The following is a 22,890-nucleotide window of genomic DNA, read 5'->3' on the forward strand; positions in this document are numbered from 1 at the left end:
ACGGGCACATGGCACGGAATTCCAGGGGATACAGGGAGCGGGGCGTCTTCACCGCGGGCGGCCTTGCCGCCTTCGCCGCGGGCGCGCTGACGGCGGTCGTCGCCAGCCGCGTCCTGCCGCCGCTGGTGGCCCAGGCCGCCGGCACGGCGTCGGGCCGCGACCCCTTCCGGGCGCTCGCCGACGACCACCGCCACATCCTGCGCCTGCTGAACGAGATGGAGCAGACGCCCCAGACCGCGACCTTCCGCCGGACGCAGCTCCTGCTGCGGCTGAAGCGCCGGCTGGCCGCCCATGCGCTGGCGGAGGAGGACGTCGTCTACCCCCTGCTGCACGACCGCGCCCACGCGGAGGAGGACGTGAACCGCCTCTACCGCGAGCACGCGGACATGAAGATGGACCTCTTCGCGCTGGAGCAGATGCCCAAGGACGATCCCAACTGGCTCGGCCGCGTCAGCGAGTTGAAGATGCTGATCGCCGAACACGTCCATCAGGAGGAGGATGTGGACTTCCCCCGCCTGCGCGCCGCACTCGGCAAGCGCGCCACGACGCGCCTGTCGGGGAACGTACGGCGGGAAAAGGCTCTCCTGCTGTAGCAGGGCGTACGGTGCCGGTTCTACCGTAGGGGCGTACACAGGACGTTCAGGTACCCGAAATATCACGGGCTGTACGCGTCGAACTGTAACATCCTGCGCGTACGGTGCGGCCGCCGGGGAATGGCCGGCACCTTTCACCCACAGCCCTTTCGCCCCCAGCCCCTTCGCCCACAGCAACGAGAACAGCAATGAACGGACTGCCCAAGCAGACGTGGCGCTGCCGCGTTGCCGAACTGTTGAACGATCCCGTGGCCCAGGCCGTGCTTCGGCGCGACCGCCTGACCCGCGATCAGGTTCTGGCGCAGCTTACCCCCATTGCCGAGCACATCCACCGCTCCAACGCGGCCGAGCGATTTCGCTCCGAAGCCGCCTAAAAAAGAAGCCCCTCTCCCTTGAGGGGCGCGCCGCCGGAGGACGCCAAAGGCGTTCGCAGGCAAGCGTGGTTGGGGTGAGGGTGCTTACGGCCGGATGGCCGAAAAATGCCTTCGCTGCCGACGCTTATAGCCCCTGTCGGGGCTCCCCCTCATCCCAACCCTTCTCCCCCGGAGGGGAGAAGGGCTTCTTTGCGGCTCCTTAACCCATCTCGAACTTGATGCCCTGGGCGAGCGGCAGCGCGTTGGAGTGGTTCACCGTCGCGGTCTGCCGGCGCATGTAGGCCTTCCAGCTGTCCGACCCGGATTCGCGCCCGCCGCCGGTCTCCTTCTCGCCGCCGAAGGCCCCGCCGATTTCCGCGCCCGACGGGCCGATGTTGACGTTGGCGATGCCGCAGTCGCTGCCCGACGCCGACAGGAAGCGCTCCGCCTCCCGGATGTCCGTGGTGAAGATGCAGGAGGACAGGCCCTGCGGCACGGCGTTCTGCAACGCGATGGCCTCCTCCAGCGTCTCGTAGGACAGCACGTAGAGGATCGGCGCGAAGGTCTCGTGCCGCACGATGTCGGTCTGGGCCGGCATCTCCACGATGGCCGGCTGCACGTACCAGGCGTCCGGGAACTTATCCGCCAGGGCGCGTTCGCCGCCCGTCACCACGCCGCCGTCGGCCTTGGCCTGCTCCAGCGCGCGCTGCATGGCCTCGAAGGCGCCCTTGTCGTTCAGCGGGCCGACCAGCACGCCCGCCTCCAGCGGGTTGCCGACGGGGACGGAGGCGTAGGCCGCCTTCAGTCGCGGCAGCAGCGCGTCGCGCACGTCCTTGTGCACGATCAGCCGGCGCAGCGTGGTGCAGCGCTGGCCGCAGGTGCCGACGGCGGAGAACAGGATGGCCCGCACCGCCATGTCCAGGTCGGCGGACGGGGCGACGATCATCGCGTTGTTGCCGCCCAGCTCCAGGATCGGCCGGCCGAACCGCTCCGCCACCTTGATCGCGACCTCGCGGCCCATGCGGGTGGAGCCGGTGGCCGACACGATGGGCACCAGCGGGCTGGCGACCAGAGCCTCGCCCACATCGCGCCCGCCGTTGACGACTTGCAGCAGGTCCGCCGGGGCATCGCCGAAGCGGGCCACCGCGCGCTCGAAGATGCGCTGGCAGGCGAGGGCGGTCAGTGGGGTCTTCTCCGACGGCTTCCAGATCACCGGGTCGCCGCAGACCAGCGCCAGCGCCGCGTTCCACGACCAGACCGCCACCGGGAAGTTGAAGGCGGAGATCACCGCGCAGGGACCCATCGGGTGCCAGGTCTCGCGCATGGAATGGCCCGGCCGCTCCGACGCGATGGTCAGGCCGTAGAGCTGGCGGGACAGGCCGACCGCGAAGTCGCAGATGTCGATCATCTCCTGCACTTCGCCCAGGCCCTCCTGAAGGATCTTGCCCATCTCCAGCGTGACCAGCCGGCCGAGGTCCTCCTTGGCGGCGCGCAGCTCCTCGCCCAGCAGGCGGATCAGCTCGCCGCGGCGCGGGGCGGGCACGCTGCGCCACGCCTCGAAGGCGCGCTGGGCGCGGGCGGCGACGTCCGGGATCGCGGAGGCCGGCGTGACCGGCGCCACACCCAGCGGAGCGCCGTCGATGGGCGAACGGACGGCAAGCCCGGCCCCGTCAGCGGGAAGCTCCAGGCCAAGGCGGGAGAGAAGGTCGCGATGCTGCATGGGGACGTTCCTCAGAGGGCTTGGATGCTTTCAAGCCCCTCTCCCTTGAGGGGAGAGGGGTTGGGGTGAGGGTGGCGCCGGCGAATGCCGGCCGGAAATTCTATTCCCGCCTTCCGGCGGTAACGACCCCTCATCCCAACCCTTCTCCCCCAAGGGGAGAAGGGCTTTCACAGTTCAGATGGTCATTTCCGGCCGCCGGCGCGGATCTCGGACAGGGTCCGGGTCGGCGTCAGGGCTTCGGGGTCGAGCTTGATATGGAGAATGGCGGGCAGACCGGAAGCGCGGGCGCGTTCGAAGGCCGGGGCGAAGTCCTCGGTGCGCTCCACCGTTTCGCCATGGCCGCCGTAGGCGCGGGCGAAGGCGGCGAAGTCCGGGTTCTTCAGCGCGGTGCCGGAGACGCGGCCGGGATACTCCCGCTCCTGGTGCATGCGGATGGTGCCGTACATGCCGTTGTCCACGACCAGCACGATGACGTTGGCGCCCTCCTGCACGGCGGTGCCGAACTCCAGCCCGGTCATCTGGAAGCAGCCGTCGCCGGCGAAGCACAGCGCGTCGCGTTCCGGATGGATCAGCTTCGCCGCGATGGCCGCCGGCAGCCCATAGCCCATGGACCCGCAGACCGGCGCCACCTGCGTCCCGTACCGGCGGAAGCGCCAGAAGCGGTGAATCCAGGTGGCGTAGTTGCCCGCCCCGTTCGTCAGGGTGGCGGTGTCCGGCAGATGGTCGCGCAGCCACGCCATGACGCTGCCCATCTGGACGGCGCCGGGAATGGCGGCCGGCGGCTCGCTCCAGGCCTGATAGGCGGCGTGCGCCGCTTCCGCGCGGCCCTTCCACGCGGGGGAAGCCGGCGGGTTCAGTCCCGCAACCGCCTCCAGGAACGCGCCCGGCGTGGCGTTGATGGCGAGGTCGGGGCGGTAGACGCGGCCCAGCTCCTCCGGACCCGGATGGACGTGGACCAGCGTCTTGCCCGTCTCCGGAATGCCCAGCAACTCATAGCTCTGCGACGGCACCTCCGAGAAGCGCCCCCCCAGCAGCAGCACGAGGTCGGCGTCCTTCACCAGCCCGACCAGCTTCGGGTTGATGCCCAGCCCGATGTCGCCCGCGTAGTTCGGGTGCGTGTGGTCGAACAGCATCTGCCGGCGGAAGGTGACGGCGACCGGCAGCGCAAACTTTTCAGAAAACGCCCGCAAGCCCGCCACCGCCTCTTCCGACCAGCGCGAGCCGCCCGCGATCACCAGCGGGCGCTGCGCGGTGCCGAGCAGCCGCCCAAGCTCCGCGACCTGCGCCGGGGTGGGGGCGCTCTCCACCGGCTGCGCCGCTTGCGCCGCAACCACGTCGGCCGTCTCGACCAGCATGTCCTCCGGCAGGGCCAGCACGACCGGGCCGGGGCGGCCGGACATGGCGGTGTGGAAGGCGCGGCTGATCATCTCCGGCACGCGGTCGGGGCTGTCGATCTCGGCGACCCACTTGGCCATGCCGCCGAACATCTTCGTGAAGTCCACCTCCTGGAAGGCGTCGCGCCCGCGCATGCCGCGCTCGATCTGGCCGATGAACAGCACCATGGGCGTGGAGTCCTGCTGCGCCACATGCACGCCGGCCGAGGCGTTGGTGGCGCCGGGGCCGCGCGTGACGAAGCACACGCCGGGGCGCCCGGTCAGCTTGCCCTCGGCCTCCGCCATCATGGCGGCACCGCTTTCGTGGCGGGTGACGACGGTGCGGATGGACGAGTCGTGCAGCGCGTCCAGCACGGCGAGATAGCTTTCGCCCGGCACGCAGAACACGCGCTGCACGCCCTGCGCCTCCAGCGCCTCAACGATCAAGCGCCCACCGGTCTTCATGGCCTGTCCGCCCCCTTCATGATCTTTGATCCCAATGTGTCCACCGGCGGGCACGGGCGCAACTGACATTCTTTCCCCAGGTCATGAGTTTCCGTCATGACCCGCAACCCATCACCGCTCGAACTTCGTCGCCATGATGATGGAGGAGGTGGTGCGCTCGATCCCGTCGATCCCGCCGATGCGGTCGATCAGGGCGTCCATCTCCTCCATGGTCTCGGTGCGGATCACGGCGATCAGGTCATGCTCGCCGCTGATGGTGTGCAGGGCGCGCACCTCCGGGATGCGCTTCATCGCCTGGACCACGGCGGCGGTGTGTTTGGGCGACACGCTGATGGAGACATGGGCGCGGATCAGCCGCCGGGCGAAGTCGCTCGACAGCCGCACCGTGTAGCCGGCGATCACCCCCTGGTCCTCCAGCCGCTGGATGCGGCTCTGCACCGTGCTGCGCGACACGCGCAGGCGGCGGGCCAGCGCGGCGGTGGGCTCCCGCGCGTTGTCCTGAAGGGCGTCGAGCAGCCGCTGGTCAAGCTCGTCCATCATTCCGCCGAAACCTTCGTCATTTCGCCGACACTCGCGCCGCAGATCAGCACCTTGCACAGTGCACATCGACGGCCCGCTCGGTCAAGCTTGCGACATAACGACACATGAACGGGACGAGGGGTGAACCATGCGCGAAATCCTCCTGCTGGGCGGCGGCAAGATCGGGGAGACGATCTGCGACCTGCTGAAGGCCACCGGCGACTACCGGGTGACCGTGGCGGACCGGTCGGCGGAGGCCCTGGACTGGTTGCCGGACCACCCGCGGGTGACGACGCGCGTGCTCGACGCCACCGACCCGGCCGCTCTGCACGAGGCCATGTCCGGCAAGTTCGCCGTGCTCAGCGCGCTGCCCTTCCACCTGACCGTCGGCGTGGCGGAGGCGGCGCGGGCGACCGGCACCCACTATCTCGACCTGACGGAGGACGTCGCCAGCACCCGCCGCGTGAAGGATCTGGCCGACGGGAGCCCTTGCGCCTTCATCCCGCAATGCGGGCTGGCGCCGGGCTTCATCTCCATCGTCGCCTACGACGTGGCCTCCCGTTTCGAGACGCTGGACACCGTGCGCATGCGCGTCGGCGCCCTGCCGAAATACCCCTCCAACGCTCTCAACTACAACCTGACCTGGAGCACCGAGGGCGTCATCAACGAGTATCTGGAGCCCTGCGAGGCCATCGTCGAAGGCCGTCTGATCAACGTCCCCCCGCTGGAGGAGCGCGAGGAATTCTCCCTCGACGGCATCCTGTACGAGGCCTTCAACACCTCCGGCGGCCTCGGCACGCTGTGCGAGACGCTGGCCGGCAAGGTGCGGACGCTGAACTACCGCTCCGTCCGCTATCCGGGCCACCGCGACATCATGAAGGCGCTGCTGCACGACCTGCGGCTGGGCAGCCGGCGGGAGCTGCTGAAGGACATCCTGGAACAGTCCATCCCCGCGACCATGCAGGACGTGGTGCTGATCTTCGTGACGGTCACCGGGACCAGGCGCGGCCGTCTGTTGCAGGAAACCTACGCCAACAAGATCTACGGCCGGGAGATGGACGGCAAATTCTACAACGGCATCCAGATCACCACCGCCTCCGGCATCTGCGCGGTGCTGGACCTCCTGGCGGACGGCAAACTGCCCCAGCAAGGCTTCGTGAAGCAGGAGGACGTGCCCTACGCCGACTTCATCGCAAACCGCTTCGGCCGCAACTACGCCGCGGCGGACCTGGCACCCCAGACCATCAGCCGCGCGGCGTGAGCGAATAACCCCCTCTCCCGCCGGAGGCGGGCGAGGGGATTCTTGCGGCCCGAGCGGATCTTGCTTTGTTCCCATCGGCGCGTTAGCCTTCGGCATCAACGCCAGGGGTTTGTCCAAGGGCCGTGCAGCGCGGATGCACAATGGTCGTGTGCGGACGTGTGTGGCTAACTTGTTGCGTTGATTGTGAAAACGCCTGAATTGACGAATTGTGCATGCGCCGCCGCATGCACAATCTGCACAACGATGCACAATGGCGGCTTCCGTTGCCCCCTCCCTAACCCTCCCCCGCTTGCGCGGGAGAGGGAACTTTGGCAAAGCGGCGGCAGTCCCCTCCACCGCCAAAGGCGGGGGAGGGTTAGGGTGGGGGCAAAATGCTAGAGGGGGCCGAACGCTGGAGGTGCCCCGCCCTCACGGCCCCCTTGCCAACTCCAGCACCGCATCCCTGGGCGGCAGCGGCGGACGCTCGCGATCCGCTCCCCGGCGGCTCTTGTAGGTGCGGAACGCGATGGTCATCCAGGTCGCGTGGAAGATCAGCCCGCCCAGCAGCACCAGCTGCCCCGGCACCGGCCCGATGGTCGCCCGCGCGAACAGCTCGTCCAGCGATTGCAACGGCACGGGATGGATCATCAGCTTGCCGAGGTAGGACACGACCTGGATCAGGAAAATCCAGCCGTAGTTGCGCCGCAGCCGCCGTCCCACCGCCTCCGTGTAGGTGATGTGCAGATGCGGGCTGCGGTAGTCCTGGTACAGGATCTCGTTCCAGCGGTTGTCGGTCTGCACCCCTTGCCCGCGCAGGATCGGGCCGAGGAAATACAGCTCCAGCACATGGGCGCGGATGCGCCAGAAGTCGAAGAAGCGATACCGCCGCGCCTCGATGTACAGGAACACCGCGACCAGCAAACCCACCAGCACCAGCGGCAGCGGTGACGCGGTCGAACTGCTGAAGGTCAGGGACAGCGCAATGCCGGTGGTGACGACCGCCCAGTTGGTGGTGGCGTCCAGCCGCGTTCGCCAGACGGTGCTGCGGTAGATCTCCGCCCGGTAGAGGTGGGACAGCGCCGTGATGTCGGCCGAGGTGAAGTGCGACTTGGGAACTTTGACGGTGGTGTCGTCCATGGCCGGCGGTCCTCCCCCCAATGTCGTGGTGCGGAGGCTGCCGACCGGCGCCGGCGCCCCCGTTCGTGGGATTCAACACGCGAACGGGGGCAAATGGACGAACGCAGTTTTAGGAGTGGGAACCGCCGTCGGCCTCCAGGCCCAGCTTGGCGAACAGCTGCTGGTCCTTCTCATGGTCGGGGTTGCCGGTGGTCAGCAGCTTGTCGCCGTAGAAGATGGAGTTGGCGCCGGCGAAGAAGCACAGCGCCTGCCCCTCGTCGCTCAGGGAACGGCGGCCGGCCGACAGGCGGACGTAGCTGCGCGGCATCAGGATGCGGGCGACGGCGATGGTGCGGATGAACTCGAAGGCGTCCAGCGAGTCCGTCCCGCCCAGCGGCGTGCCGGCGACCGACACCAGCTTGTTGATCGGCACGCTCTCCGGCTGCGGGGTCAGGTTGGCCAGCGTCTCCAGCAGGCCGGCGCGGTCGGTGCGGCTCTCGCCCAGGCCGACGATGCCGCCGGAGCAGACCTTCAGCCCGGCGTCCCGCACGTTCGCCAGCGTGTCCAGCCGGTCCTGGTAGCTGTGGGTGGAGACGATCGTGTCGTAGAACTCCTCCGACGTGTCGACGTTGTGGTTGTAGTAGTCCAGCCCGGCGTCCTTCAGCGCGTTCGCCTGCGGCTTGGTCAGCATGCCCAGCGTCATGCAGGCCTCGAGCCCCAGCTCCTTCACGTCGCGGACGATGGTGGCCAGCTTCTCGACGTCGCGGTCCTTCAGCTCGCGCCACGCCGCACCCATGCAGAAGCGGCCGGCGCCGGCCTTCTTCGCCGTCAGGGCGGCGGCGCGCACCTGCTCGCGGTCCAGCAGCTTTTCGGCCTCGACGCCGGTGTTGTACTTCACGCTCTGCGCGCAGTACTTGCAGTCCTCCTGGCAGCCGCCGCTCTTGATGTTCAGCAGCGTGCTCAGCTGGACCTTGTTCGGGTCGTGGAACTGGCGGTGCGTCTCGTGCGCGCGGTGCAGCAGCTCCATGAAGGGCAGATCGAACAGCGCCAGGATCTCCGCGCGGGTCCAGCGCTTGGTGGCGGGAGCGGCGGCGGTGTCCACGGTCTGCGTCGCGGTGTCGGGCATGATCGGTCCTTGATGAAGAAACTGGTCAGAGAAGGGTGTTGGCGGCGTCGCGGATCGCCGCGTAGGCACGGTCGAGTTGCCCGTCCGTCACGCAGTAGGGCGGCAGCAGGTATATCACGGGGCCGAGCGGGCGGATCAACAAACCCCGTTCCAGGAAGAAGCGCTTCAGCCTTTGTCCCACCTCGGCCGTGTAGCCGCCGGCCACGCCATTTTGGTTTGATGGGACCTCGATGGCCGCGATGGTCCCCATGACCCGGCCACGGGCCAGCTTGGGATGGTTGGACAGGTCGGCGATGCCGGCCCGGTGCCGCGCCTCGATCCGCCGCAGGTTGGCCGCCGTCTCCTCCGACGTGGTCAGTTCCAGCGAGGTCAGCGCGGCGGCACAGCCCAGCGGGTTGGCGGTGAAGGAATGCCCGTGCGCGAAGGCCCGGTCGAAGCTGGCGCCGAGGAAGGCCTCGTAGATCGCCTCCCCGCAGGCGGTGACGGACAGCGGCAGGAAGCCGCCGGTCAGGCCCTTGGACAGGCAGATCAGGTCCGGCGCGACCCCGGCCTTCAGGCTGGCGAACAGGGATCCGGTGCGGCCGAAGCCGGTCATCACCTCGTCGAAGATCACCAGCGCCCCGGCGTCCCGCACCCGCGCCGCCAGGGCGCGCAGGAACTCCGGCCGGCAGAACCGCATGCCGGCGGCGCCCTGGACCAGCGGCTCGATGATCACGGCGACCATCTCGGCCCCGTGCGTTGCCAGCCAGCCTTCCAGCCAGGCCAGCGCCGCGGCCTCCTTGGCCTCGACCTCCGCGTCGCCGTCCCAGGTGGCGGGGTAGGGCATGCGGTCGACGGAGAACAGAAGCTCCTGGAACGGCGCGTAGAAGCCGGAGCCGACGCCCGCCGACATGGCCCCGACGGTGTCGCCGTGGTAGCTGCCGTCGAAGGCCAGGAAGCGGCGCCGCTGCTCCTGGCCCTTGTTGCGCCAGTACTGCCACGCGAGCTTCAGCGCCACCTCCACGGCGGTCGAGCCGTTGTCGGAGTAGAAGACGCGGTTCAGGTCCCCCGGCAGCACCCCGGCCAGCTTCGCCGCCAGCCGGGCGGCCGGGCCGTGGGTGAAGTCGGCGAAGATCACCTGCTCCAGCGTCCGCGCCTGCTCGGCGATGGCGGTGGCGATGGCCGGGTGGGCGTGGCCGTGCAGGTTCACCCACCAGGAGGAGATGAGGTCCAGGATCTCCCGCCCGTCCTCGGTGAACAGGCTGACGCCCTCGCCCCGGCTGACCGGGATCGGCTCCGGCGCCGTCTGCGCCTGGGTGAAGGGGTGCCAGACGTGGCGGCGGTCCCAATCAACAATATTTGGTTCGACAATGCTCATGGGAACACGGACTCGAAGGAGGGAATCAGGGCCGCCGCCTCGGCGATGGTGGAGGCGTCCAGCTGGGGGAGTGTCGGGATTTCCGCCAGGACGCGGACCTTGCCGAACCGCTCGATGGCCGCGCGGTTGCCGGCGTTCGGTGGGCCGTTCAGCACCACCCCGGCCACCGGCAGCCCGCGGGCGCGCAGCGCCTCCAGGCTCAGCAGCGTGTGGTTGATGGTGCCGAGCGTGCTCCGCGCCACCAGCACCACCGGCAGGCCGAAGCGGGCGATCAGGTCGATGATGAAGGCGTCCTCCGTCACCGGCACCATCAGCCCGCCGGCCCCCTCCACCACCAGCGGGCGGTCGCTCTCGGGCAGGGCCAAGGTGTCGAGGTCGATGGAGACGCCTTCGATCTCCGCCGCCGCCAGCGGGGCCAGCGGTTCGGCCAGCGCGTAGCCCGGCGGGTGGACGCGGTCGGGGCTCAGCCCGGCCAGATCGGTGACGGTCGGCGTGTCGCCCGGCTCGTCCTTGATGCCGGTCTGCAAGGGCTTCCAATAGGCCGCCCCCCAGGCCCGCGCGAGGCAGGCCGACACCAGCGTCTTGCCGACCCCCGTGTCGGTGCCGGTGACGAAGACACCCCTCGGACGGCCGGCATCCCGGCGGAAGGTCCCATAGGCGATGTGATGAGTCACGGTCAGTCCCTCCGGCGGCGCCAGCCGGCGCAGCACGCGGCGGAGCGCCCCCGGCGGCAGGGGGCGGCGCCCCTCGGCCGGCAGGTGGGCGCCGATGCCCTTCAGTTCGGCCAGGAAGTCCAGGCCGTCGGCGTGGTGGCGGAGCAGCCGCTCCTCCTCGACCAGCCCGATCCCGCCCGCCGGCCACAGCCGGGCGAGCGCCTGCGGGGTGGGGTAGTCCGGCATGCCGGCCTCGAACCCCAGCGCCCGGTGCGCGTCGCGCCACTCCCGGAAGCTGTCGGCGGCCAGCGTGGCGAAGGCGATGTGCCCGCCCGGCGACAGCAGCCCGGCCCAGCGCTCCAGCGCCCCGGCGGGGTCCTGGAACCACTGGAAGGCGAGGCTCGAACAGATCAGGTCGAAGGGTCCGTCCACCTCCGGCCGCTCCCCGTCCAGCAGCAGGAAGCGGGCGTCCGCCGGCTCCCCCAGGGCGGCGCGGCAGCGGTCCAGCATGGCGGGCGACAGGTCGGTGTACAGCCACTCCGCTCCGTCGATGCGGTCCCGCAGCGCCCGGCTGAGGAAACCGGTGCCGCAGCCGATCTCCAGCACGCGCGGGTGCCGGGGAAGGGGCAGGCGGACGATCCGCCCGGCCAGCCGCTGCGCCGCGATCCGCTGCACGGCGGCGTGGTCCTCATAGCGCCCGGACGCCTCCCCAAAGGCGGCGGCAATGGCGGCCTTGCGGATGCTCATATTCCGGTGTCCAGCCGTGCGGCGAAGCCGGCGATCCGCTCCGCGCACCAGCCCGGCGCGGTCAGCGGCAGCAGGTGCCCGCCCTCGGCGTGCCAGTCCAGCTCGACGCCGCACAGGGCATGCTCGGTCATGGCCGGCGGTACGATGGGGTCTTGGCCGCCGGCCAGAGCCAGCATCGGCCCGGCCACGGCCGCGCGGGCGTCCCAGTCGCGCAAGGCGCGCAGGGCCTCGCCCAGCCGGCCCGCGTCGAGGCCTTCCAAAGCCGGGTCCTCCACACCGCAACGCCGCAGGAAGTCTGCCGTCACGGCCTGCGGGGCGGCGTCGAAGCGGGTGATCATGCGGTCCAGCACCCGGCGCGGCGTCGCGGGGGCAAAGCCTTCGCCTTCGGTGAAGCGGGGGAAGCCGTTGACGAGCACCAGCCCGTCCCAGGCGAAGGGCCGCTCGTGCAGCAGCCACAGCCCGCCGAAGGAATGGCCGACCGCCACGACCGGCCGCCCGGCGGGGATCTCGGGCAGGGCGGGCGGGCCGTAGAAGCCCAGGTCCACGGTCAGGCTGTCGCCTGCCGGAAGGGCGGCGCGCACGCCGTCCCAGACCGCCGGGCCGAAGCCCCAGCCATGGACCAGCACATACACCGGGGCGGTCATGCCGGCCTCCAGGCTTCGGCCACGGCGCCGGTCAGGGCGTCGAGGTCGGCGTCGGCGTGGGCGGCGGACAGGGCGAAGCGCAGGCGGGCGGTGCCGGCCGGCACGGTCGGCGGGCGGATGGCGATGCCGAGGATCCCGCGCTCCTCCAGCCGCCGGCTGAGCGCCAGCGCCTCCGCCTCCTCCCCGACGATGGCCGGGACGATCTGCGTGCTCGACCCGCCGGTGTCGATGCCCAGCGCCTGGAAGGCTCCGCGCACCCGCTCGGCGGCGGCGTGCAGGCGGGCACGCTCCGCGTCCAGGGTCGGTACGAGGTCCAGCGCCGCGTCCATCGCCCCCAGCACGGCCGGCGGCAACGCGGTGGCGTAGATCAGCCCGCCGCAGCGGTTGACGAGGTACTCGCACAGCGCCCTGGACCCAGCGACGTAGGCGCCGAAGCCGCCCAGCGCCTTGCTGAAGGTGCCCATGGCGAGGTCCACACCTTCCTCGGCGCCCCCCTCGGCGAGCCCGGCCAGCCCCATGCCCCGGGGGCCGAGCACGCCGGTCGCGTGCGCCTCGTCCAGGAACAGGAAGGCGCCGTGCTTCTCGGCCAGCGCGGCCAGGGCCGGCACGTCGGCGCGGTCGCCGTCCATGCTGAAGACGCTTTCCGTGACGATGAAGCGGGCGCCCGGCTGCCCGGCGCGTTGCGCCAGCAGGCTGTCGAGATGGTCCAGGTCGTTGTGGCGGAAGCGGATTTGCCGGACCCCGGCGGCGGCGCAGCCGTGGTGCAGGCTGGCGTGGTTCAGCCGGTCGGTGAAGACCAGCGCCTCCCCGCCCAGCAGGTCGCGGTCGAACAGGGCCGGCAGGACGGCGGCGTTGGCCTGCCAGCCGGAGTTGAGCAGCAGCGCCGCCTCCGTTCCCTTCAGCCGGGCGAGCTTCGCCTCGACCTCCGCGTGCAGTTCCAGCGTGCCGCAGACGAGGCGGGAGGCGGTGGCGCCGGCCCCCCAGCGCTCCGCCCAGTCGCGGGCGCGCTCCACCAGCAGGGGGTGGCGGCTCAGCCCCAGATAGTCGTTGCTGGAGAAGTTGATCAGCGTCCGACCGTCGCGGCGGATGCGTCCGGCCCCCTCCGGGCGCACGGGCCGCAGGGCGCGGCGCATGTGGCGCTGGTCGAGGCTGTCGAGGGCCTGGCGGAACAACGGGTCGAGTCGGGACATGGCCGGGGCGTGATAGCAGAGCGCGGCGCTGGGGCGAAAGGGCGGAATCGCGATGGCGGCCGATCATTCGATCTCGAAATTCTTCATGGCAAGGCCGTAGGGTGGGGTATCACTGCGCCCCGTCTTTGGCCCGCCTTCTGACCATCCTCCTTCAGACCATCCCCAGGAATCATGCCGGGATTGACCGACCGCCACGCTCTGTTCGACCGCCTCGTGTCCTCGACGCCGGCCATCCTGTTCGCCGTCGATGCCGCCGGAACCTGGGCCTTCCTGAGCCCCGCCTGGAGCATGGTGACCGGCTTCCCGGTGGAGGACTGCCTCGGCAAACCCTGCCTGGACGCCATCGACCCGGCCCACCACGACCGCTGGACGGCTCCGGGAGCGCCGCCGCCGGGAACGACGGGGGTGTGCTGCCGCGCGGAGCTGCGCGTCCGGACCCGGGACGGCGGCTGGCGCTGGGTGGAACTGCACGGTGTCGCTACGCGCGGCGCCGATGGCCGGCGGCTGGACCTGCACGGCACCATGATCGACATCACCGAGCGCAAGCGGTCGGAGGAGGCCCTGCGCTGGAGCGAGCGCCGCTTCCACGACTTCGCGGACGCCGCCTCCGACTGGTTCTGGGAGATGGACGCCGACCTGCGCTTCACCTACTTCTCCGAACGGATGTCGGACCTGCTGGGCGGCGAGGCGGACGACTTCGTCGGCAAGACGCGGGAGGAGCTGGCGGCCGAGGCCGCCGATGACCCGAAATGGCGCCGGCATCTCGCCGACCTCAAGGCGCACCGTCCGTTCCGCGACTTCGAATACGCGCACCGAAACGGGGACGGCGACCTCCGCTACATCCTGACCAGCGGCAAGCCGGTCTTCTCGGCCGAGGGGACCTTCCTGGGCTACCGCGGGGTCGGGACCGACGTCACGGAACGCCGCCGCGCCGAGGCCGTGCTGCGCGAGACCCAGGCCCGCGCCCACCGCGCCGAGGAGATCCTGGCCGACGCCATCGAGAGCCTGTCGGAAGGCTTCATTCTCCTCGACGCCGACCGCCGGTTCGTCATGTGCAACCGGCGCTACCGGGAGCTTTACCCGACGCTGGTCCCCCATCTCGTGCCCGGTGCGCCCTACGCGGCGCTGATGCGGCGCTTTTATGAGACCGACAGCGACCTGACGCCGGAGCAGGGCGAGGCGATCATCGCGGCGCGGCTGAAGGCTGGCGTGGACCAGTATGTCGGCGAGCAGCGCACGCTGTCCGGTCGCTGGACCCGCATCAGCGACCACAGCACCAAGGACGGCGGCATCGTCGGCATCCGCACCGACGTGACGCTGGAAAAGCAGCAGGAAGAAGCCCTGCGCGCGGCGAAGGAGGCGGCGGAGGCGGCAAGCCGTTCCAAGTCAACCTTCCTCGCCACCATGAGCCACGAGCTGCGCACCCCGCTGAACGCCATCATCGGCTTCAGCGACCTGCTGGCCACGGAGTTCTCCACCGGCGAGGCGGAGCCCGTCCTGGCCGAATATGTCGAGGACATCCGCCGCAGCGGCCGTCACCTGCTGGGCCTCATCAACGACATCCTGGACGTCGCCCGCTTCGAGGCCGGCCGGCTGGAGTTGAACGAGGAGCCCCTGGCGCTCGACCGCATTGTCGACATGACCCTGCGGATGACGCTGCACGCTTTCGATTCCCACGGCCTCCATCTGAACGTGTCGATGCCCAGCCCCGCGCCCACGGTGCTGGCCGACCGCCGCCGGCTGAATCAGGTGCTCATCAACCTGCTGAGCAACGCCGTGAAGTTCACCCCCGCGGGCGGGCGGGTCGGCATCGCCGTGACGGAGGGGGTAGACGGGCTGGACATCGCCATCTCCGACACGGGCATCGGCATCGGTCCCGACCGCCTGCCGCAGGTCGGACAGCCCTTCGTCCAGCTCGATGAGCCGCTGGCGCGGCGCTATCCCGGCACGGGGCTGGGCCTCCACATCTCCCGCGCCTTGGTGGAGCAGCATGGCGGCACGCTCCTGATCGACAGCGCGCCGGGGGTGGGGACCACGGTGACCGTGCGCCTTCCCAAAGCAAGGCTTTTGCCGGAGCGCCGGGGCGCGTAAGCTCGCGCGCCATGCCGGCCCCTTTCCACAACGATCCCCACAGCCTCCCGCCGCTGCCCGGCGCCTATGTCCTGCTGATCGAGCTGGACCGCGCGCTGGAGCTGCGCCTGCCCGGCAAGCCAGCGGCGGTGCTGGCGCCAGGGCGTTATCTCTACTGCGGCAGCGCGCGCGGACCGGGCGGCCTGAAGGCGCGGGTGGGGCGGCACTTCCGCCGGGACAAGACGGTGCGCTGGCACATCGACCGGCTGACCACGGCCGGGCGCATGGTCGGCGCCTGGAGCTTCCCCGGCGGCGACGAGTGCGCGCTGGTCGCGGATCTCGCCGGGCTGCCGGTTCCCGTGCCGGGCTTCGGCAGCAGCGACTGCCGGGACTGCGCCAGCCACCTGCTGTCCTGGCCGGAGGGGGCGAGCCCCGGCATCCTGCGATAGGTCTTTGTCTGCCGCTTTTTTCATCCGGCAGGCCCGCAATCCGGTGTATCAAGTCCGCCCAGTTCCCCTGTCCCCACCGGGTTCGAGCGTTTTCGATGCTGTTCCATTCCCAGGCCTTCGTGCTCGGCTTCCTTCCGGCCGTGCTGATCCTCTTTTACGCCGCCGCGCGGCGGGAGGCGGCGCGGGAGTGGGTGATGGTCGTGGCCTCCGTGGTCTTCTACGGCTGGTGGGACGCGCGCTTCGTGCCGCTGCTGCTGGGGCAGACGCTGGCGACCTGGGCGCTGGCGCACCTGCACCGGCGTTGGCCCATGGGCTGGCCCAAAGGATGGATCGTGCCGGCGGGAGTGGCCGCAAACCTCGCCATCCTCGGCTACTTCAAGTACGCGAACTTCTTCCTGGACAGCCTGTCGGCGCTGCTGGGAACGGCGCTGCCGCACAGCGACGTGCTGCTGCCCATCGGCATCAGCTTCTTCACGTTCGAGCTGATCTCCTACCTGATCGACCTGCGGCGCGGGCGGGTGCCGGCCTATCCATTGCGCGGCTTCTGCCTGTTCGTCTTCTTCTTCCCGCATCTGGTCGCCGGCCCCATCGTCCGCCACAACGAGCTGATCCCGCAGCTGGCCGACGACCCGCTGCGCCCCGGCTTCGCGGAGCGCTTCGGCAAGGGGCTGGCGCTGTTCATCCTGGGCTTCGCCAAGAAGGTGCTGCTGGCCGACCCCCTGGCCCGCGTCGCCGACCCGGTCTTCGCGGGCGCCGCTTCCACCGTGCCCGGCCTGGGGGAGGCGTGGTCGGGTGCGCTGGCCTTCAGCTTCCAGCTCTACTTCGACTTCTCCGCCTACACCGAGATGGCGCTGGGCATCGCGCTGCTGTTCGGCATCCGCCTGCCGGTCAACTTCGACGCGCCCTACAAGGCAGCGTCGGTGCGGGACTTCTGGCGGCGCTGGCACATGACCCTGTCGCGCTATCTGCGGGACTATCTCTACATCCCGCTGGGCGGCAGCCGGGCCGGCTTCGGACGTTACGTGGCGGCGACCATGGCGACCATGGGGCTGTGCGGGCTGTGGCACGGGGCGGCCTGGACCTTCGTGGCCTGGGGCCTCATGCACGGGGCGGGGCTGATCGCCTGCCACGTCTGGCAAGGGCTGAAGCGGCCGCTTCCGCTGCCGGCCGCCTGGGCACTGACCATGCTGTTCGTCGTCGCCGGCTGGGTGCTGTTCCGTGCGCCGGACTTCGCCACCGCCGGGAACCTGCTGGCCGGCATGGCCGGCGCGGGCGGCTTCGGCGGCGGGCTGGAGCGTCCGCTGCTGATGGCCGCCGCTGCGGTGGTGTCGGTGCTCGGCCCGACGAGCCTCGCCTTCGTGGACGACCTGCTGAAGCCGCGCCGGGTCTTCGCCGTGGCCTTCGCGGCGGTGGCGGTGGTCTGCCTGCTGGAGGTCGGCAAGGGCCAGCCCATCAGCTTCATCTATTTCCAGTTCTGAGCGGGGAGGGCGAGTCTTGCGGAAATCCCCGAACTGGACCGGCTTCGTGACGACGCTGCTGCTGACGGCCGGCGGGCTGGTGGCGGCGCTGCTGCTGTTCGTGCTGCTGGTCGATCCCTACGACAACGTGCCCTTCAGCCCGCCCATCGAGCGGCCGTTGATGGACGACAACCAGCGCTTCCTCTATCCGGGGCTGGTGCGCAGCGGCAAGTTCGACAGCGCGGTCGTCGGCACCTCCACCTCCCGTCTGTTGCAGCCGGCGCACCTGAACGACCTGTTCGGCGGGCGCTTCGCCAACCTCGCCATGAACAGCGCCACGGCGTGGGAGCAGTACCGCATCGCCGACCTGTTCCTGCGCAGCGTCAAGGCCCCGCGCACCGTCATCATCGGGCTCGACCGCGTGTGGTGCGAGCCGGACGCCGACACCCAGCGCCTGACCTTCCGGCCCTTTCCGCCCTGGATGTACGACGACGACCGCTGGAACGACCTGGCCTACCTGCTGAACGGCAAGACGCTGGAGATCGCCGCGCGCCTTGTCGAGTACCATCTGGGCCTGCGCCCGCCGCGGCTGGGACCCGACGGCTACGAGGTCTTCGTGCCGCCCGACTCCCAGTGGGAGCGCGGCAAGGTCGAGGCCAAGATCTGGGGCGGGCCGAAGCGCACCATCACCCCCGCCGAGCCGCCCTACCGCCCGACCGAGGAGGAGCGGCAGTCCTGGCGCTTCCCCGCCCTGTCCTGGCTGGAGGAGCTGGTTTCCCGCCTGCCGGCCGGGGCGCGCCCGATCCTGGCCTTCATGCCCGTCCACATCGCCGCCCAGCCGCAGCCGGGCTCCCAGCCCTGGGCGCGGGAGGAGGAGTGCAAGGCCCGTGTCGCCCGCATCGCGTCCGCGCACGGCGCCGCCCTGGTGGACTTCCGCTTCCCGTCCCGCGTCACGGTGGACGACGCGAACTACTGGGACAACCTGCATTACCGCGTCGGCATCGCCGACTGGATCGAGCGCTCCCTGGCCGACGCGGTGCGGGAGCGCAGGGACGATCCCGAGGGTGCGTGGCGCCTGCTGGTACCCCCTTCGGCGGAACCCGTTCGGCGCGGCCCGGTCTCCTGACGGCTGGTCCCATCATTGTCGCCACCGTGGGGCGCGCAACCTCCGTAAGCTGGGCCGAACCGGTTCAGGGGAGGAGCGCGCATGCCCGATTGCATCGACTGTGCCGTCCGCATCCATCACGCGGCGGCGCCGCTGGCCGAGCCGCTCTACGACCTCGCGGTGCAGCAGCCGCTGGGGGCGCTGGTCGTGACCGTGCTCGCCCTCTACGCCGTGCTGACCCTGGCCGGCCGCGTCGCCGACCGGGTCGAGCCGGCCCGCGCGGAATGGCGGCCCGAGCCCATCCCGCGCAGCCCGCAGGCCCGCGTCTGGCGCTTCCGCAGCGCGCCGTGAGCGCCGCAGGCTTTTGACTATCCCTCGTTCCAGCCGCAGGCGGCCAGCGCATCCCGCATGTGCGGCGGGGGCGGGGCGACGGCGGTGACCGGGGCGCGGTCGAAGGCCATCGTGAAGGCGACGGAGCGCGCCAGCAGGTGCAGGTTGCCGGGCGGCCGGCGCTCCGGCCCGTAATAAGGCTCCCCCACCAGCGGGCAGTCGATGGCGGCGCAATGCACGCGGATCTGGTGCGTGCGCCCGGTGCGCGGCTTCAACTCCAGCCACGCCCGCCCGCCGCCGGTGCCGAGCACGCGGTAGTCGGTGACCGCCGGCTGCCCGTCCGGGTGCGTCACGATGTTCCAGGCGCCGGGGATGACCAGCTTCAGGAGCGGGTAGTCGATGATCCCCTCGGGCTCCTCCGGAACGCCCTCGCTGACCGCCCAGTAGGTCTTCTCCACATGCCCCGCCGCGAACATGTCGCCCAGCCGCTTCAGCGCCCAGGGCGACCGGCCCAGCACGAGGCAGCCCGCCGTATCGCGGTCCAACCGGTGCGCCAGCCGGGGCGGCACGCCGTCCTCCCCGGCCAGGAAGGGCAGGTAAAGATCCAGGTGGTCGGTGATCCGCCCGGCCTTGTGCACGGCCAGCCCGGCCGGCTTGTCGACGACGAAGACGTCCTCGTCCTCATGCAGGATGCGGGCGCGGAGCGTGTCGGGGGTGAAGGTGGAACTCATGGTGCACCCAAGCACGCCGGTGGGGCTTGGGGCAAGGTTATGCGGTTGGCGCATGGCGTGCGTTGGGCATCGTTGTGCGGATTGTGCAGTCGGCGGCGGCTGCACAATGGGGTGGAAGGGTGATTTGCTGATGTCTGTCCGTGGCTTGGTGGATACTGTATGTGTACGACTATTGTGCGGTCGATGCACAACGATGTGTGTGCGTATTTTTTCCCTTGCCCGCCGGAGGCGGGCGAGGGAAGGGGCCCACGAAGTGGGAAGGGTGAGGGCAAGGTTTGCCCAAGAGTCCAGAAAAGCGCGCGCTGGCCTCTTGGGGAAACCTTACCTCACCCTCACAGGCGCTAATTTTAGCCGTTGTGGGACTGAACTCGGCTTCCATCCCCTCTTCCGTCGTCATCCCCGCGAAGGCGGGGATCCAGAAAACTTCGCGCTTAAGCATTTGATCCGGCTGGATCCCCGCCTTCGCGGGGATGACGGGATGGGGTGGTGGTTGCCCGTGGTATGCCGCTCCAAACGGCTAAAGTTGGCGCCTATAGCCTTCACCCTCCCGCCGGAGGCGGGAGAGGGGGGCGGCAAGGCATGGTTTGGGTGATGGCGGCGCAAGCTTAACGGATCGCAGAAAACGAAGCAAGAACGCGCCGCGAACTTCGGAACCACCCCCGCGCCGTCTTTGTTCCTCAATCGGCCGGGAGTGCCCCGAAACGCCCAAGCTCCCGAAATGGGTGTGACCCATGGGCAGACTCGACCGGCCGCGTGGAGAGGCGCATCTTTCCACCGTAGCGCTGTTACGCGAAAGGGGCGGGGGATGGGGGAACGCGATCATCTGCCGGCGCATCAACGGTCGTCGCAGTCGGACGTCGATGCCTTTCTGCGTCAGGTCGCGGCGATCCCGCGGGCGGCCACCGGGGCGCGCGGGCGGCTGATGTTCGCCATGGACGCGACCGCCAGCCGCGAGCCGACGTGGGACCGCGCCTGCCAGATCCAGGGCGAGATGTTCCAGGCGACCTCGGCTCTCGGTGGGCTGGACATCCAGCTCGTCTATTACCGGGGGTTCCGGGAGTGTCAGGCGAGCCCGTGGGTGGGCAACTCCCAGGACCTGCTGCGTAGGATGACGGCGGTGTCCTGCATGGCCGGGCAGACGCAGATCGCCCGCGTGCTGGCCCATTGCATCAAGCAGACGCGCGCGAACAAGGTCAACGCGCTGGTCTTCGTCGGCGATTGCATGGAAGAGGACATCGACCAGCTCGCCCATCAGGCCGGCGAGCTGGGGTTGCTGGGCGTGCCGGTCTTCATCTTCCACGAGCGCGGCGACCTGATCGCCAAGCGCGCCTTCCAGACCATCGCGCGGTTGTCCGGCGGCGCCTATTGCCCGTTCGACGGCTCGTCGGCGCAGCAGCTGAAGGATTTGCTGAGCGCGGTCGCGGTCTATGCGGCGGGCGGACGGGCGGCGCTGGAAAATTTCAGCCGGGGCCGGGGCGACGCGGTGCGGCTGCTCAGCAGTCAGGTCGGCAAGGGCAGTCAACCGAACGTGTGATGGCCGCACGCGCAACGGCGTTACGGGGCACGGGGCCGGGCATTCAACCGATGGGGCAGGGCGGGATGTTTGGGTACTTCCTCCTGGGCATCGCGCTGGTGGTCGGGTTCTACATCCTGGCCCGCGTCTTCGTGTCCGCCGACCCGCGCACGCTGGCCAACACGGTGCGCTACGGCGGGGTGGCGCTGGGGGCGACCGTCATCGTCTTCCTGACCCTGACCGGGCGGCTGGGCACCGCGCTGATGCTGGGGGCGGTCGGCTTCCCGCTGTTCACGCGCTGGCGGGTGCTGCGCGACTCGCTGCGCTCCGCGGCCGGGCCGTCGGGCGGCCAGACCTCCCGCGTGGAGACGCTGTACCTGCGCATGACGCTGTTCCACGACAGCGGCGCCATGGCGGGGGAGGTGCTGCACGGCCCCTGGCGCGGGCGGACGCTGGACTCCCTGACCTTCGGGCAGCTGATGTCCCTTCTGGAGGACTGCCGGCGCGACGACGCGCAATCGGCCACCGTGCTGGAGGCGTGGCTCGACCGCACGCACCCCGACTGGCAGAGCCGGGCGGAGGAATCGGCCGGTGCTGGAAAGGATGGGGGCTCCGGAAGCGGGGGTGGCGGCGGGCCGATGACCCGCGAGGAGGCCTATGACATTTTGGGGCTATCACCAGGGGCTACACCCGATCAGGTGAAGGACGCGCATCGCCGGCTGATGATGAAAGTGCATCCGGATCACGGGGGTTCCACCTATTTGGCGGCCAAGATCAACCAAGCGAAGGATTTGTTGCTGCGCAACTAGCCGAACGCCGTGTCCCGGAAGGGCTTGTTGCGCGTCTGGAAACCCTGTGGCAGAAAGCACCACGAGCGTTTTTGCGGTTGTGCAGAACCGCTCCATATTCGAAGTATTTCCTCAAGCAACCACAAGAGTACCCCAATGCGAAAACCCGTGCGCAAGGTGGTGTTCCCCGTCGCCGGTCTCGGCACGCGCTTCCTGCCGGCCACCAAGGCCATTCCGAAGGAGATGCTGCCGCTGGTCGACCGGCCCCTTCTGCAGCACGCTGTGGAAGAGGCGCGGGCCGCCGGCATCGAGGACTTCGTGTTCGTCACGGGCCGCAGCAAGCGGGCCATCGAGGACCATTTCGACGCCGACACCGAACTGAACCGCACCCTGGAAGAGCGCGGCAAGATCGACGCTCTGGAAGTGGTGCGCGACAGCGAAATCGCTCCGGGCCGCTGCTTCTACACCCGCCAGCAGGTTCCGCTCGGCCTCGGCCACGCGGTCTGGTGCGCGCGCGCGGTGATCGGGAACGACCCCTTCGCCATCGTGCTGCCGGACGACTTCGTGCAGGCCGACACCCCCTGCCTGAAGCAGATGGTCGATGCCTACAACGAAGTCGGCGGCAACATCGTCGCCGTCGTGGACGTCCCGCGCGAGCGCACCAGCAGCTACGGCATCCTGGACGTGGAGAAGGACGACGGCCGTCTGGCGACCGTCCGCGGCCTCGTCGAGAAGCCGAAGCCGGAGGAAGCGCCCTCCACCCTGTCGATCATCGGCCGCTACATCCTTCAGCCGGAGGTCTTCGACCATCTGGAGAAGCAGCAGCGCGGCGCCGGCAACGAGATCCAGCTGACCGACGCCATGGCCAAGCTGATCGGCAACCAGCCGTTCCACGGCCTGCGCTTCGAAGGCACCCGCTTCGACTGCGGCGACAAGGTCGGCTTCATCGAAGCCACCGTCGCCCACGCGCTGAAGCGGCCGGACATGGCCGCGAAGGTGCGCGACATGCTGCGCAAGTATTGCTGAAACACGAAAGTGGTATGATAAGCGCGCCCGCCGTCCCCGCTGACCCGGTGGCGGCGGGCGACGCATGCCGGGGCGGGCCGTCGCAAGGCCAAAGAACCGCCGGCAGCGTGGATTTCGGGTAGAGGGGTCCCCATGCGTATAGCGATGATCGGTACGGGCTATGTCGGGCTGGTGTCCGGCGCCTGCTTTTCGGAATTCGGCGTGCATGTCTGCTGCGTCGATAAGGACGCCGGCAAGATCGAGCGGCTGAAGCGCGGCGAGATCCCGATCTACGAGCCGGGGCTGGACGATCTGGTGGCGCGCAACGTCGCCGCCGGCCGGCTGA

General features: G+C 69.9%; 21 protein-coding genes and 1 pseudogene. 12 read left to right on the forward strand and 10 right to left on the reverse strand.

Features of this window, described 5'->3' with window-relative positions:
* Nucleotides 1–8: 8 nt before the first annotated feature.
* Together ACSVC7_RS04015 and ACSVC7_RS04020 are read left to right on the forward strand one after the other, a co-directional pair.
* On the forward strand, nucleotides 9–593 hold the full coding sequence (locus ACSVC7_RS04015; protein ID WP_448202463.1) for a hemerythrin domain-containing protein: 585 nt from the start codon (nucleotides 9–11) through the stop codon (nucleotides 591–593).
* Nucleotides 594–781: 188 nt separating this feature from the next.
* Nucleotides 782–967 (forward strand): hypothetical protein, encoded by a 186-nt coding sequence (locus ACSVC7_RS04020; RefSeq protein WP_448202462.1) that lies wholly within the window; start codon nucleotides 782–784, stop codon nucleotides 965–967.
* Nucleotides 968–1,166: 199 nt separating this feature from the next.
* On the opposite strand, the gene amaB is transcribed toward ACSVC7_RS04020, so the two are convergent.
* From amaB to ACSVC7_RS04035, 3 genes are all read right to left on the reverse strand, one after another.
* Entirely contained in the window at nucleotides 1,167–2,666 is a 1,500-nt protein-coding gene (gene amaB, locus ACSVC7_RS04025) for an L-piperidine-6-carboxylate dehydrogenase (RefSeq protein WP_448202461.1), read from the reverse strand.
* Between the two features lie 182 nt (nucleotides 2,667–2,848).
* Nucleotides 2,849–4,504 carry a thiamine pyrophosphate-binding protein gene (locus ACSVC7_RS04030; RefSeq protein WP_448202460.1) on the reverse strand — a complete coding sequence of 552 codons (1,656 nt, stop codon included), beginning with the start codon at nucleotides 4,502–4,504 and terminating at the stop codon, nucleotides 2,849–2,851.
* 111 nt (nucleotides 4,505–4,615) lie between these two features.
* A complete protein-coding gene (locus ACSVC7_RS04035; RefSeq protein WP_448202459.1) occupies nucleotides 4,616–5,044 on the reverse strand; it encodes an Lrp/AsnC family transcriptional regulator in 429 nt (142 codons plus the stop codon).
* A 127-nt stretch (nucleotides 5,045–5,171) separates the two neighbouring features.
* Here ACSVC7_RS04035 and ACSVC7_RS04040 point away from each other — a divergent pair, with 127 nt between their 5' ends.
* Complete coding sequence (locus ACSVC7_RS04040; protein WP_448202458.1) at nucleotides 5,172–6,284, forward strand: saccharopine dehydrogenase family protein; 1,113 nt, start codon at nucleotides 5,172–5,174, stop codon at nucleotides 6,282–6,284.
* Between the two features lie 408 nt (nucleotides 6,285–6,692).
* On the opposite strand, the gene ACSVC7_RS04045 is transcribed toward ACSVC7_RS04040, so the two are convergent.
* The 6 genes from ACSVC7_RS04045 to bioF all read right to left on the reverse strand — a co-directional run bounded on the left by ACSVC7_RS04045 (nucleotide 6,693) and on the right by bioF (nucleotide 13,096).
* On the reverse strand, nucleotides 6,693–7,400 hold the full coding sequence (locus ACSVC7_RS04045; RefSeq protein WP_448202457.1) for a DUF2270 domain-containing protein: 708 nt from the start codon (nucleotides 7,398–7,400) through the stop codon (nucleotides 6,693–6,695).
* Nucleotides 7,401–7,509: 109 nt separating this feature from the next.
* On the reverse strand, nucleotides 7,510–8,505 hold the full coding sequence (gene bioB / locus ACSVC7_RS04050) for a biotin synthase BioB (protein ID WP_448202456.1): 996 nt from the start codon (nucleotides 8,503–8,505) through the stop codon (nucleotides 7,510–7,512).
* A 25-nt stretch (nucleotides 8,506–8,530) separates the two neighbouring features.
* Nucleotides 8,531–9,862: an adenosylmethionine--8-amino-7-oxononanoate transaminase gene (gene bioA, locus ACSVC7_RS04055; protein ID WP_448202455.1), complete on the reverse strand. Its 1,332-nt coding sequence runs from the start codon at nucleotides 9,860–9,862 to the stop codon at nucleotides 8,531–8,533.
* Entirely contained in the window at nucleotides 9,859–11,262 is a 1,404-nt protein-coding gene (bioD, locus tag ACSVC7_RS04060) for a dethiobiotin synthase (RefSeq protein ID WP_448202454.1), read from the reverse strand. Before bioD ends, bioA begins: the two co-directional genes overlap by 4 nt.
* Nucleotides 11,259–11,906, reverse strand: a complete 648-nt coding sequence (locus ACSVC7_RS04065; RefSeq protein ID WP_448202453.1) for an alpha/beta fold hydrolase — start codon at nucleotides 11,904–11,906, stop codon at nucleotides 11,259–11,261. Before ACSVC7_RS04065 ends, bioD begins: the two co-directional genes overlap by 4 nt.
* Nucleotides 11,903–13,096: an 8-amino-7-oxononanoate synthase gene (bioF, locus tag ACSVC7_RS04070; protein WP_448202452.1), complete on the reverse strand. Its 1,194-nt coding sequence runs from the start codon at nucleotides 13,094–13,096 to the stop codon at nucleotides 11,903–11,905. Before bioF ends, ACSVC7_RS04065 begins: the two co-directional genes overlap by 4 nt.
* 180 nt (nucleotides 13,097–13,276) lie before the next feature.
* On the opposite strand from bioF, the gene ACSVC7_RS04075 reads away from it, so the two are divergent.
* The 5 genes from ACSVC7_RS04075 (at nucleotide 13,277) to ACSVC7_RS04095 (ending at nucleotide 18,528) form a co-directional block, all read left to right on the forward strand.
* A complete protein-coding gene (locus ACSVC7_RS04075; protein WP_448202451.1) occupies nucleotides 13,277–15,187 on the forward strand; it encodes a PAS domain S-box protein in 1,911 nt (636 codons plus the stop codon).
* 11 nt (nucleotides 15,188–15,198) lie between these two features.
* On the forward strand, nucleotides 15,199–15,615 hold the full coding sequence (locus tag ACSVC7_RS04080) for a GIY-YIG nuclease family protein (RefSeq protein WP_448202450.1): 417 nt from the start codon (nucleotides 15,199–15,201) through the stop codon (nucleotides 15,613–15,615).
* 95 nt (nucleotides 15,616–15,710) lie between these two features.
* Nucleotides 15,711–17,093, forward strand: a complete 1,383-nt coding sequence (locus ACSVC7_RS04085; protein WP_448202449.1) for an MBOAT family O-acyltransferase — start codon at nucleotides 15,711–15,713, stop codon at nucleotides 17,091–17,093.
* 16 nt (nucleotides 17,094–17,109) lie between these two features.
* A complete protein-coding gene (locus ACSVC7_RS04090; protein ID WP_448202448.1) occupies nucleotides 17,110–18,198 on the forward strand; it encodes an SGNH/GDSL hydrolase family protein in 1,089 nt (362 codons plus the stop codon).
* A gap of 81 nt (nucleotides 18,199–18,279) precedes the next feature.
* Nucleotides 18,280–18,528: a hypothetical protein gene (locus ACSVC7_RS04095; protein ID WP_448202447.1), complete on the forward strand. Its 249-nt coding sequence runs from the start codon at nucleotides 18,280–18,282 to the stop codon at nucleotides 18,526–18,528.
* A 17-nt stretch (nucleotides 18,529–18,545) separates the two neighbouring features.
* Here ACSVC7_RS04095 and ACSVC7_RS04100 read toward each other — a convergent pair whose 3' ends face one another.
* A complete protein-coding gene (locus ACSVC7_RS04100) occupies nucleotides 18,546–19,238 on the reverse strand; it encodes an RluA family pseudouridine synthase (RefSeq protein ID WP_448202446.1) in 693 nt (230 codons plus the stop codon).
* Nucleotides 19,239–20,043: 805 nt separating this feature from the next.
* Between ACSVC7_RS04100 and ACSVC7_RS04105 the strand changes: the two genes are divergently transcribed.
* The 4 genes and pseudogenes from ACSVC7_RS04105 to ACSVC7_RS04120 all read left to right on the forward strand — a co-directional run.
* Nucleotides 20,044–20,772 (forward strand): VWA domain-containing protein, encoded by a 729-nt coding sequence (locus ACSVC7_RS04105; RefSeq protein ID WP_448202445.1) that lies wholly within the window; start codon nucleotides 20,044–20,046, stop codon nucleotides 20,770–20,772.
* 65 nt (nucleotides 20,773–20,837) lie between these two features.
* Nucleotides 20,838–21,560, forward strand: a complete 723-nt coding sequence (locus ACSVC7_RS04110; RefSeq protein WP_448202444.1) for a DnaJ domain-containing protein — start codon at nucleotides 20,838–20,840, stop codon at nucleotides 21,558–21,560.
* A gap of 135 nt (nucleotides 21,561–21,695) precedes the next feature.
* Nucleotides 21,696–22,565, forward strand: coding sequence for a UTP--glucose-1-phosphate uridylyltransferase GalU (galU, locus tag ACSVC7_RS04115; RefSeq protein ID WP_448202443.1), 870 nt, complete (start codon nucleotides 21,696–21,698; stop codon nucleotides 22,563–22,565).
* Between the two features lie 132 nt (nucleotides 22,566–22,697).
* Nucleotides 22,698–22,890, forward strand: a pseudogene (locus ACSVC7_RS04120) (UDP-glucose 6-dehydrogenase); the annotation flags it as partial.

This window comes from Azospirillum mesophilum, from assembly GCF_053470405.2.

Coding starts and splice junctions, on each gene's coding strand:
- bioD (WP_448202454.1), bottom strand. CDS start 11,262: ATGAGCATCCGCAAGGCCGCCATTGCCGCCGCCTTTGGGGAGGCGTCC.
- ACSVC7_RS04105 (WP_448202445.1), top strand. CDS start 20,044: ATGGGGGAACGCGATCATCTGCCGGCGCATCAACGGTCGTCGCAGTCG.
- bioF (WP_448202452.1), bottom strand. CDS start 13,096: ATGTCCCGACTCGACCCGTTGTTCCGCCAGGCCCTCGACAGCCTCGAC.
- ACSVC7_RS04065 (WP_448202453.1), bottom strand. CDS start 11,906: ATGACCGCCCCGGTGTATGTGCTGGTCCATGGCTGGGGCTTCGGCCCG.
- ACSVC7_RS04100 (WP_448202446.1), bottom strand. CDS start 19,238: ATGAGTTCCACCTTCACCCCCGACACGCTCCGCGCCCGCATCCTGCAT.
- bioA (WP_448202455.1), bottom strand. CDS start 9,862: ATGAGCATTGTCGAACCAAATATTGTTGATTGGGACCGCCGCCACGTC.
- ACSVC7_RS04035 (WP_448202459.1), bottom strand. CDS start 5,044: ATGATGGACGAGCTTGACCAGCGGCTGCTCGACGCCCTTCAGGACAAC.
- ACSVC7_RS04110 (WP_448202444.1), top strand. CDS start 20,838: ATGTTTGGGTACTTCCTCCTGGGCATCGCGCTGGTGGTCGGGTTCTAC.
- ACSVC7_RS04020 (WP_448202462.1), top strand. CDS start 782: ATGAACGGACTGCCCAAGCAGACGTGGCGCTGCCGCGTTGCCGAACTG.
- amaB (WP_448202461.1), bottom strand. CDS start 2,666: ATGCAGCATCGCGACCTTCTCTCCCGCCTTGGCCTGGAGCTTCCCGCT.
- ACSVC7_RS04045 (WP_448202457.1), bottom strand. CDS start 7,400: ATGGACGACACCACCGTCAAAGTTCCCAAGTCGCACTTCACCTCGGCC.
- ACSVC7_RS04030 (WP_448202460.1), bottom strand. CDS start 4,504: ATGAAGACCGGTGGGCGCTTGATCGTTGAGGCGCTGGAGGCGCAGGGC.
- ACSVC7_RS04085 (WP_448202449.1), top strand. CDS start 15,711: ATGCTGTTCCATTCCCAGGCCTTCGTGCTCGGCTTCCTTCCGGCCGTG.
- ACSVC7_RS04095 (WP_448202447.1), top strand. CDS start 18,280: ATGCCCGATTGCATCGACTGTGCCGTCCGCATCCATCACGCGGCGGCG.
- bioB (WP_448202456.1), bottom strand. CDS start 8,505: ATGCCCGACACCGCGACGCAGACCGTGGACACCGCCGCCGCTCCCGCC.
- ACSVC7_RS04040 (WP_448202458.1), top strand. CDS start 5,172: ATGCGCGAAATCCTCCTGCTGGGCGGCGGCAAGATCGGGGAGACGATC.
- galU (WP_448202443.1), top strand. CDS start 21,696: ATGCGAAAACCCGTGCGCAAGGTGGTGTTCCCCGTCGCCGGTCTCGGC.
- ACSVC7_RS04015 (WP_448202463.1), top strand. CDS start 9: ATGGCACGGAATTCCAGGGGATACAGGGAGCGGGGCGTCTTCACCGCG.
- ACSVC7_RS04080 (WP_448202450.1), top strand. CDS start 15,199: ATGCCGGCCCCTTTCCACAACGATCCCCACAGCCTCCCGCCGCTGCCC.